9 protein-coding genes and 1 tRNA gene are annotated in these 10,000 nt (G+C 57.2%); 2 read left to right on the top strand and 8 right to left on the bottom strand.

Going from position 1 to position 10,000, the window contains the following annotated elements; genetic code table 11:
• Positions 1-235, bottom strand: a 235-nt coding sequence (locus LDL37_RS06790) for a CopG family transcriptional regulator (protein WP_290795901.1), incomplete at its 3' end; no start/stop codon positions are given.
• A gap of 526 nt (positions 236-761) precedes the next feature.
• On the bottom strand, positions 762-2,822 hold the full coding sequence (locus LDL37_RS06785) for a DUF3363 domain-containing protein (protein ID WP_290795899.1): 2,061 nt from the start codon (positions 2,820-2,822) through the stop codon (positions 762-764).
• A 455-nt stretch (positions 2,823-3,277) separates the two neighbouring features.
• Here LDL37_RS06785 and LDL37_RS06780 point away from each other — a divergent pair, with 455 nt between their 5' ends.
• Positions 3,278-4,162 carry a HEPN domain-containing protein gene (locus tag LDL37_RS06780; protein ID WP_290795897.1) on the top strand — a complete coding sequence of 295 codons (885 nt, stop codon included), beginning with the start codon at positions 3,278-3,280 and terminating at the stop codon, positions 4,160-4,162.
• Between the two features lie 50 nt (positions 4,163-4,212).
• Here the strand turns inward: LDL37_RS06780 and LDL37_RS06775 are convergent, their stop codons facing one another.
• The 4 genes from LDL37_RS06775 to LDL37_RS06760 all read right to left on the bottom strand — a co-directional run bounded on the left by LDL37_RS06775 (position 4,213) and on the right by LDL37_RS06760 (position 7,382).
• Entirely contained in the window at positions 4,213-4,710 is a 498-nt protein-coding gene (locus tag LDL37_RS06775) for a hypothetical protein (protein WP_290795895.1), read from the bottom strand.
• 1 nt (position 4,711) lies between these two features.
• Positions 4,712-5,818 (bottom strand): XRE family transcriptional regulator, encoded by a 1,107-nt coding sequence (locus tag LDL37_RS06770; protein WP_290795893.1) that lies wholly within the window; start codon positions 5,816-5,818, stop codon positions 4,712-4,714.
• 94 nt (positions 5,819-5,912) lie between these two features.
• Positions 5,913-7,121 (bottom strand): integrase arm-type DNA-binding domain-containing protein, encoded by a 1,209-nt coding sequence (locus LDL37_RS06765; RefSeq protein WP_290795890.1) that lies wholly within the window; start codon positions 7,119-7,121, stop codon positions 5,913-5,915.
• A gap of 174 nt (positions 7,122-7,295) precedes the next feature.
• Positions 7,296-7,382, bottom strand: a tRNA-Leu gene (locus LDL37_RS06760).
• Positions 7,383-7,613: 231 nt separating this feature from the next.
• On the opposite strand from LDL37_RS06760, the gene LDL37_RS06755 reads away from it, so the two are divergent.
• Positions 7,614-8,579: a complex I NDUFA9 subunit family protein gene (locus LDL37_RS06755; RefSeq protein WP_290795888.1), complete on the top strand. Its 966-nt coding sequence runs from the start codon at positions 7,614-7,616 to the stop codon at positions 8,577-8,579.
• A 50-nt stretch (positions 8,580-8,629) separates the two neighbouring features.
• Here LDL37_RS06755 and LDL37_RS06750 read toward each other — a convergent pair whose 3' ends face one another.
• Both LDL37_RS06750 and LDL37_RS06745 read right to left on the bottom strand, forming a co-directional pair.
• Entirely contained in the window at positions 8,630-9,019 is a 390-nt protein-coding gene (locus LDL37_RS06750) for a hypothetical protein (protein ID WP_290795886.1), read from the bottom strand.
• A 111-nt stretch (positions 9,020-9,130) separates the two neighbouring features.
• Positions 9,131-9,928 carry an undecaprenyl-diphosphate phosphatase gene (locus LDL37_RS06745; RefSeq protein ID WP_290795884.1) on the bottom strand — a complete coding sequence of 266 codons (798 nt, stop codon included), beginning with the start codon at positions 9,926-9,928 and terminating at the stop codon, positions 9,131-9,133.
• Positions 9,929-10,000 lie beyond the last annotated feature (72 nt).

The raw sequence follows: 10,000 nt of genomic DNA, 5'->3' as shown, positions 1-10,000 counted from the left end.
GCGCAATGGCTTCCAGTACGACCTCGATGTCGCGCGCGTGGCTGTCCTGCTTCTGCGCTATCCGGTCAAGCCGCTGGCTCAGGGCCTTGGCCTCTGCGTTACCGGCGCGATGACGGAAATAGGAACGCAGCGCATCGGCTACGATGGACGACTTCGACGCACCGGGCTTGCTGGCCAGTGCCTCCAGTTCGTTTGTCAGTTCGTCGTCTAGGTAGAGGTGGTGCCGGGGTTTCATGGGCCTGTCCGTCCGCTGGTGTTCAGGAGGATCGGCTTGGACAACCGGCGGGCTTGGGGTGCCGGGCATCAGGGCGCGTCTCCTCCACAGAGTAAGCGCCATGATGCCATCGCTGAGGTGCAGGCCTCATAGCTCCAATGCCGTCCGCATATGCCGTTTTGCCGCACTCTGCACACAGTCGGACGGTTGGTAGTGCTCTCCAGCGTGATCCGGGGCTGGCCATGACCGTGGTGGAGGGTCCGGGGCGGTTCGCGCCAGCGAAAGGGCAATGCCAATGTGTCGGCGGAGGCCGGGACTTCGACACAGGATGGATGCCGACTATGATAAGGGTGCGTGAGCGCCTCGGCGGTAAGCCCTGATTGGGCGCGTGGTGGAAAAAGAGCGGATGATTCCGGCACCCGCTCTTTCCAGCAAAAACAACCAGATGGTTCTTGTCACGACGTGACAGCTATAGGTATATCACGACCTAAGCGGCCTGAAAATGTTACCGTTGAAATAGTCTCCAAAAAGTGGACCGGCTGGCGGGTTAGAAGCCTATGCTGATCCCCCTGTCCCTGCCGAATGACCATTCGATGCTGCGGTTCTCGTGCATCATGCCGGTGATCTCTTTGCCGCGTTGCCGCTCCAGCACGTCACGCCACGGGACAAGGGCAAAGTCCTTCGCGCGTTCGACTAAGGCGTACTGGCCGCCGTTCAGCGTGACCTTGTCTTTCAGGGTGCCGCTGTATTCCACCCACGGGCGCATCTGCACATAGGTCTTGCCCAGTGCCTGCGATAGACGCTGGCCCTCGGCCTTCAGCTCGCGTGCGGCCATCTGCTGTTCGAGATTGCGCGGATAATAGGCCTTGCCATCCTCGTACCTGATCAGCCCCTGTTCGCTCATCCACAGTACCCGGCGGTAGATTGCGCCCTTGACCTGTTTCCCAAACCCGGTGTCCGCCAGCGGCGTCGGTTCCGGTGCGGTGAGTTCCTTATCCAGCCATGTCCATGCGTCCCGCCGCTCAAGGCTGCGTAGCGGTTCAGGGGACAGGACCTCTATATTGACCGGGTTCTGGCTGACCTTCTGCTGTTCATAGGCCAGTGCCGTGTCACGGTAGGTCTGTCCGACCCTGAAACTGTAGTCGTCTTCCCATGTGATGCCGCCCATAGCGCGGCGCACGGCTTCGATACGGCGCACATGGGTTTCGGCAAAGCGCATCGTAGCCTTGCGGTCATGCTCCATGTGAAGCCCTACGGAATAGTAGCCGCCTTTGGCGGCGGCAACCTCGGCTATGGTGTGATCCACGCTGCGCAACTGGGCAACCTTGGGGGTCAGGCGCACAATGGCGTCGGTGGGCACCTGCGGGGCCGTCTCGCCCTTGCCGATCTCGACCACATGCGTGTGACCGTCCACGCCGTCGATAACCAGCAGGTGGCGGTCCTCCAGTTCATCGTACAGGCCACGGTGTGCCACGCGCCCGATGATGGGGGGCATGGGCTCGGTATGGGAAAGAGACGCCGCACGATGGGCCTCGGCATCCTGCCCCATGCCGTAGCCGGCGTCGTGGATGCGCAGCGTCTCGACCATACGACCGTCCGCACCGAGGGCCAGGTTGTGACGCAGGCTGTTGATGATGTCACCGCGCCGCCCGAGCTGGCGCAACTCGGCCTCAAAGTCCTCGCTGACCTGCCACAGGCCGCCCTTATCGGGTGCGGCCAGCTCCAGCGTTTCCAGATGCCTCAGACGGCCCGTGATCAGGGACTGGCGTTCCGGGCTTGGGTCTATGGCCCGCACACGGCCCTCGGCGTTCCGGCCTTCCTCAATCCATCTGTCTATGGTGGTGTAGCGGCTGGCGGTCATCTCGTGCTGGAGGGACAGCGACACCTCCAGCGCCGTTCTCGGTCCAAGGTCAAAGCCCACAATCTCGGCGGCGCGTTCCCTGATACCTTCGGTGATGTAGTTCCGCGCAATGATCAGGTCCTTGCCCTGATCGTCCTTCCCCCGGATCAGAATGTGAGTGTGCGGGTGGCCGGTGTTGAAGTGATCCACGGCGACCCAGTCCAGTTGCGTGCCCAGATCGGTTTCCATCTGGGTCATCAGGCGGCGGGTGACGTTGCGCAGGTCTTCGTATTGCTGACCGTCTTCCGGGGAGACGATAAACCGGAACTGATGCCGGTCGCCCTCTGAGCGCTCCAGAAAGGCCTTGCCATCGGCGACATCGGAACGGCCATCATACAACTCGCCGCGCTCGCCCGAACGGGTCACGCCGTCGCGCTGCACATAGCGCATATGGGCTATGGCCGCGCCGCGTCCCTTACCGGCCAGCCTGACGATGCGCGCCTTGACCATGACGCGACGGCGGCCAAAGCCGCCATTGCTCCCACCCACCACCGCACCGGCCCGCGAGGCCAGAACCGCACCGGCTCCGCTGCCGCGTCCGATGCGCTCGCCGGTGAAGCCGGAGGCCTTCCCGGACACGGCACGACCACCGCGCGCGAGGTTGGCAGCCTTGATCACACGGTTGCGAAAGTCACGCCCCAGAGACATGGCCTTGCCGTCACGGCCTATGCGGCCCGGTCTCAGTTCAAACCTGTCGTCGCGGTCCATAATCCGCCTCCGGTAAACCCCGTTTCCCTCTCAAAGGATTGGATTTGTCCCGGCGGATTCAAGAGCGCCACAATGGCGCTACGAAATCACAAATGGCGCTACCTGTGCTTCACAAAAACAGACGTGCAGACAGAGACTTATGCCGCCCATGAGGCGCATAAGGCTCTACTTCTTTAATCTTGCCCTCAAACCTAAAACCCAAAAAAAATGCACCAAAACAGGCAATTCCTGACGAGCACCGGCCCCAAAACCGCACTGACCACGGATCGGGAAATCCGGCCTCGCACAAACAGGCCACCGCTCTGACGCACGACAAAACGACAGCGACGGACGACTATGGATAGGACCTCAAAGCCCACCACAGCCGAAAAACTATCCGTAATTGATCCGTGGACATGGCATTGCAGGGCGAGTCAGCGACACTTATAGATAGAGAGACGCTACCGGAACCCGACATGCTGCCTGACGCCCTTGACCATCTGCCGGACATCAAACGCCGCGAGCTTGAGCACGTGGTGAAGGTGCTGTTCGACAGCTTCGAGGCGGCGACACAGACGAAACTGTCGGAAAAGCGCAAGGGCGGACGCATCCTCAAAATCATCCTGTTCGGCTCGTATGCGCGAGGGGACTGGGTGGAAGATCGTCTGTCCGGCTATCGCTCGGACTACGATCTTCTGGTGGTGGTCAACACCCAGGAATTTACCGACCTCCAAGAATACTGGAGCACGGCGGACGACCGGTTTGTGCGGGAATACACCCTAACGCATGACCTCAAGACGCCGGTGAGTTTCATTGTTCATAGCCTTGCCGATGTGAACGATCAGCTCGCCCGTGGACGCCCCTTTTTCTCGGACATCGTGAAGGACGGTGTCATGCTGTACGAGGCTGAGGGGCATCCGCTGGCCAAACCAAAAGCGCTGACACCGGAGGAGATCAAGGTCGAGGCAAACGCGTATTACGAGCAGTGGATAGACCGGGCTGAGGAGTTTATAGCCGGTGCGACGTTTTACGCCGAGCGTGGCAACTCAAATATGGCGGCCTTCCATCTGCACCAGACGGCAGAGGCATTGTATCATTGCGTCTTGCTGACCTTGACTCTCTACAGCCCGAAATCGCATCGTTTGAGCTTCCTACGTTCACAAGCCGAAGGGCTAAATGAGGGCCTCAGAAGCGTGTGGCCGGACGATAAGTTCGCACGCCGCTGCTTCGCCAAACTTCAGCGCGCATATGTGGAGGCAAGGTATTCTGCCAATTACGAGATCACAGAAAGTGAGCTTTCTTGGCTACAATCCAGAGTAACCTTCCTTCAACGAACGATAAAAAATTTTAATCCGAAATAAACGAACCTGATATTAAAGTGAATATTGTTAAATATAGTTAATATTTCGCTTTATATACTTGAAAATAGAATTTTATTTTTAGCTTGATCTAACCACTTTTTAGTTTGACTGTCCGGCAGTCCTTTCGTTGAAATTCCCGCATCGGTTAAAAGTTCCTCCAGTGAAATCAAACGATCTTGGAGGCCTAGCTTAATAGCAGCCCTTACACTGGCTTTGTCTGGCCCACACAGTATCCATGCGTCTTGTCTCTTTCGCGCGTGAGCCCAGAGGTCTCTTTCACCGGCATCTAAAGTGACCCCTGGTATGGCTAAATGCAATCCAACTCTATCTGCGTCAGTGACCTCATGGACGCTTAGGTTTCCAAGAGACACCATCAATTCCTCCCTTTTGGACAGCTTTGCAAAGTAACTACCAGCTTCCTCAGAGACAGTTCTGACGGTATGCAACTGATGTTTGTACGCCCCGACTAAAGCCTTCCACTTATTCAGATCAACTGCGTCTCCGATTGCATTATTGTCTAAGAGAATTGGGCCCTTGTGCTTCGGCATATCACACGCTTTCAGCCAATGCTGCGCTGTAGGGCAGAAGCAATTGATCAAGTTCGTGTAATTCTACGGATAATTCCTGTGCTGCCCTACGCCGGGACAACAACCCAAGGTCAAGCACCTTGGCAATTAATTCATTGAATTTTTTGGAAAATAATGATGGAACCTCGTCTTCAGACTTCAGTCGGCCGTTATTGCGGATTAACGCGTCATCTAATACGCTAACGAACGTTTCCTTTAGCATTTTCAGCGCAAAGAGACGCCATTTCAATGCTTTTGCTGTTACCCGTAGCTCATCAGCAGTTTCATTTAACTTGCGTACAAGTTCAGCGGAACCAAGATGGGTCCATTCACCGAATCGAATGAGGATGTTTACAGGCATGAGTAATGCACCTGCAAAATTATCCGCCAAGCGCTCAACCCGATCCTTCGTCTTTTTCGATGTATCCTCGAATCTAGCAGGAGGCATTTGTTCCCACGTCATTATGTGGAACAATTCATGCGCTAGGTCAAAATTACGGCGACCAATTACTTCGCGCCTATTCACCAAAATAGCATCGATCTCGGGCAACCGGCAGGCAGCACCGGAGATACCTTCTTCGGCATCAACCATCAGAACGAGAATGCCATACTTTTCTTCCATCGCCGTGATTAGACGGTCAGCAGGAACCGGACCCAACTCCAGCTCACTACATACGCGCTCTCCTGCTTCCATCGCTTGTTCATAAGAAGCGGAAGAACTCAGCGGGAGTTTAGGCCGTCGCAAGGGCGGCTTTATACCCAGTGTGGCCGCGTAATGCCTGTATATCGCGATCCAACTCCCTGCCGTCTCCTCATAGCGAGCTAGTCGATCAATTGGAAGCCCATGCTGCCTCCAATTAAAGGAGCCCTCTCCCAAGAGCTTGAATGGATTAGTTAAATCATCCAACGTAACGCCAAGCACCTGAAGAATCCCAAGCAACTCGTCAGCTTTGATCTGCCGCTCGCCGGTTTCTATTGCGGAGATCGTCTGCCTATCTTTGATGCCTAAGCGAACTGCGACATCCGTTTGAGTCAGATTTCGCTTCTCTCGCCAATACTGAACTCGTGGACCAATCGATATGGTTGTCATGTTAGTGCCCTCTCACGCGCAAGATAATCTTGCAAAGGCAAATTTGCAAGATTATCTTGCGCGTAGCACCGTGAAGCGACGTTTAGCGTTTGCTTCACGGTGATTTGCTAAGGGGGTGAGATTTGAGGTCGTCTAGGTGATCGGACCACCATTGCGCCATCAACACGCGCTCATCCCAGTGTTTGCCACGGTGGTAAATGCTGCGAATCGCATCGCTGTCTTTGTGCGCCAAAGACCGCTCGATCGCGTCAGCGCTCCATTTTCCCGATTCATTCAGGAGGGTGCTAGCAGTGCTGCGGAAGCCGTGAGCGGTCATTTCCTCATTTGTATAGCCCAGACGACGCAGCCCCATATTGACAGTGTTTTCCGACATAGGTTTCAGCGCAGACACCAGTGAAGGAAACACATAGCGACTATTGCCGATCCGCAGCGCCTTGGCCTCTTCCAGAATGGCCAGTACCTGCCGCGATAGCGGAACCGCATGGTCAGAGCGCATTTTCATCTTCGCCGCTGGTATCACCCAAACAGAGCGGTCGAAGTCGATTTCCGACCATTCGGCATGGCGAAGCTCACCGGGACGCACGAACACATGGGCGAGCATCTTCATAGACAGCTTGGTCAGGATACTACCCTGATAAGCCTCTATACCGCGCAGCAGTTCGCCTACGCCCTTGGGGTCGATGATCGCGGCGTGGTGCTTTACCTTGCCGGAAATGAGCGCATCCCCCAACCCTGCCGCCGGATTGGTCTTTGCCCGCCCCGTTATGATCGCATATCGGAAAACACGATCAGCAAATGCCCGGCACCGCTTCGACGTTTCGTAATTGCCGCGCTTTTCGATGACTTTGAGCGCGGCCAGAACCTCCATAGGCTCGATTTCAGCCACCGGACGATCACCAATACCGGCCTGCATCTGCGACCGGAACCATTTTTGTTTGACCAGAGTGGCCTGCGATAACCCCTCACGCTCTTTCAGTTCGATAAATTCGGCGGCGATACTGTCGAAGGTGTTATTGGAGGAGAGGGTCGCAGCGAGGGCCTGCCGCTTTTTGTCGGCATTCGGATCAACGCCATTGGCTAAGAGCTTTTTCGCCTCGTTATGACGCTCCCGCGCCTGTTTGAGGCCGATTTCTGGATATACCCCCAACGCCAGCAACTTTTCTGCCCCGTTGAAACGATATTTGAACCGCCAGAGCTTTCCGCCGGACGGGGTGACGAGAAGAAAAAGCCCGCCGCCATCCGTTAGCTTATAAGGCTTTTCTTTGGGCTTTGCGGTACGCACCGCCGCGTCTGAAAGGGGCATTTGGGGGTATGATCCGTCGGCATGGGGGTATTTTTCAGGTCGTACCCCCAGCGATACCCCCAAAAGCCCCGGATGCAGACGGATTCATGCGGATATCCCCCGGAGGGATACCGCTAAATCTATCAGATTTTTAAAGAATTTTCAAACAGCACCGGACATTGCCGGATAAGTGATTGGTGCCCAAGAGAGGACTCGAACCTCCACGACCGTTAAGCCACTGGTACCTGAAACCAGCGCGTCTACCAATTCCGCCACCTGGGCACTTATAATCAGGCTGCGTTCCGATCTTGCGACCGGAGGCCGGTGGAATACAGAGAAGGCCGGGGCAGGTCAATGGCCTTTTTGAAAGTTTTTTACATTTCCACAGGTGACTGCGCGGAAAATGGCGGACGCTGTGCCCGTCAGGGATTGCGACGCACAAGCCCATGCGCTAATTGAGGGTTTACAAAGGGGTGCCGCCCCAAAGGCATCCGCGCATCCGAGGTTTCCATCATGTCTCAACTGTCCTCCAGACTGGTCACCGTGTTCGGCGGGTCGGGCTTTGTCGGCAAGCAGGTCGTCCGTGCGCTGGCGCAAAAGGGCTGGCGCGTGCGCGTCGCCGTGCGCAAGCCGACCTACGCCTACGATCTCAAGCCGCTGGGGACCGTGGGGCAGATTCAGGTCGTGCGCTGCGATGTGCGCAAGGAGGCCGATGTGCAGGCCGCGCTTAACGGCGCGTCGGCGGTGGTCAATCTGGTCGGCATTCTGTATCAGACGCCGGGCGCCTCGTTCGACGCCGTGCACCGCGCCGCTTCGAAAGCCATTGCCGAAGGGGCCGCGAAGCTCGGCATCAGCGATTTTGTGCAGATGTCGGCGCTGGGGGCCGATGCCAAATCCTCATCCAAATACGCCTCGACCAAGGGCAAGGCCGAAGAGGCCGTGCGCGCCGCCATTCCTGCGGCTGTGATCGTGCGCCCGTCGGTGATTTTCGGGCCGCAGGACGGCTTCTTCACCGGTCTGGCTGAGCAGATCAAGACCTTCCCGGTCATGCCCTCCATCGGTGGCGGCAAGACGAAGTTCCAGCCGGTCTATGTCGGCGACGTGGCGCGCGCCATTGCCGATACGCTGGGCAATCCGGCCTTTGCGGGTCAGACCTTTGAGCTGGGCGGGCCGGAAACCTTCACCTTCAACGAGCTGATCAAATATGTCGGCGAAGAGATTCAATCGCCACGCGCCCTCGTCTGGATGCCGTTCGCGGCGGCCAGCCTGATCGGTCTGGTCGGTGATATCAGCTCGCTGCTGATCAAGCCGCTGCTGACGTCGGATCAGGTGCTGCTGCTGCAAAAGGACAATGTGGCGTCGGGCAAGCTGCCGGGCCTGCGTGAGCTGGGCATCGTGCCGACGGCTGTGGAGTCGGTGGTGCCGTCCTATCTGTGGCGCTTCCGCAAGAACGGTCAGTTCGCCGAATACGCGGGCTGAGGCGGTCAGGATAGTTTGAGAAAAACCCTCCGGTTGCGCCGGAGGGTTTTTTATGGCCGCGACTCCGCAGGCGCTACGGAATCGAGCCATTCCAGCGCCCTGGAGGTGCGGTCAAAGGTCAGGATCTGCCCGTGCGTATAGGCTTCGTCAAAGACGCGGGCGCGCACTTCAAACAGCACTTCGTTGGTGATGACGGCCACCTTGTTACAGATGTCCATGCCGGCCGTTTCGCCGTGCCACCACGCCAGCAGCCGCTCCACCTCGCCATAGTCATAAAGCCCCGTCGCGCGGCGGTAATCGAAGATGCGGCGATAGGTCCAGGCGGAACGGTTGGCCTTATAGCCCTCGATGATCAGGTCGGTGAGACGCGCACTGTCGATTTCGCCAAGGACCCGAAAGGTCATCAGCTTGCGGTCAGGGTCTATGTCGATTTCCAGCACGGTGAGCGTCCTCGTCTGTTTTTTGGCCGCTGCCCGTGCGGGGTACAGATAGCGACGTTTGATACAGAGTGGACGCAAAACAATAAGGGTCTGTAAAGCAAAATCTTGGGATCAATACCCCAGCGACAGCAGGATCAGGCCGAGGCCGCCGACCACAATGCGCCAGATGGCGAAGATGCCGTAACCGTTCTTCGCCACGAAGTTCAGCACCGCCTTGACGACAATCAGCGCCGTCACAAAGGCCGCGACAAAACCTACGGCGACCAGCCCTAAATCATTAAAATTCATCTGGTTATGGGTCTTGTACACGTCATAGGTAAAGGCCCCCAGCATGGTCGGCATGGCGAGGAAGAAGGAAAACTCCGCCGCCGCCTTCTTTTCGACGCGGCACAGCATGGCCCCGATCAGGGTCGAGCCTGAGCGCGACATGCCGGGGATCATGGCCAGACACTGAAACACGCCGATGATCAGCGAGGTCCTGAAATCCAACCGGAAGGCGTCGCCCTTGTCCGGCGTCGGCGCGTACCTGTCCACCAGCCACAGGATGATGCCGCCGACGATCAGGCTGAGGCAGATCAGGCGCGGGCTTTCGAACAGCACGCTCTTGATGAAGTCGTGGGCCAGCACGCCAATCACCAGCGCCGGAAAGAAGGCCACAAGAATAGACACCGCAAACCCACGCGATTCCGGCGAGGTCGGCAGGGTGATCAGCACGTTCCACAGCTTGTTGAAATAGAGGCTCAGCAGGGCGAGCACGGCGCCCAACTGGATCAGCACGGCGAAGGTGTTGCTGGGGGACTCAAAGCCCAGAAAATGCGACAGAAGCAGCAGGTGGCCGGTCGAGGAGACGGGAATATATTCGGTCAGGCCTTCGACGAAACCGAGAAACAAGGCAATCAGATAGTCCATAAAATCGGTCCGCAAAAAAAGGCTTAAATGAACGAAATATGCTCTAATGTCAGGGCTTTGCGGCCAAAGGAT

It is taken from the genome of Asticcacaulis sp. (genome assembly GCF_020217185.1).
Taxonomy (GTDB): domain Bacteria; phylum Pseudomonadota; class Alphaproteobacteria; order Caulobacterales; family Caulobacteraceae; genus Asticcacaulis.
This window is presented reverse-complemented; position numbering and strand designations above follow the sequence as displayed.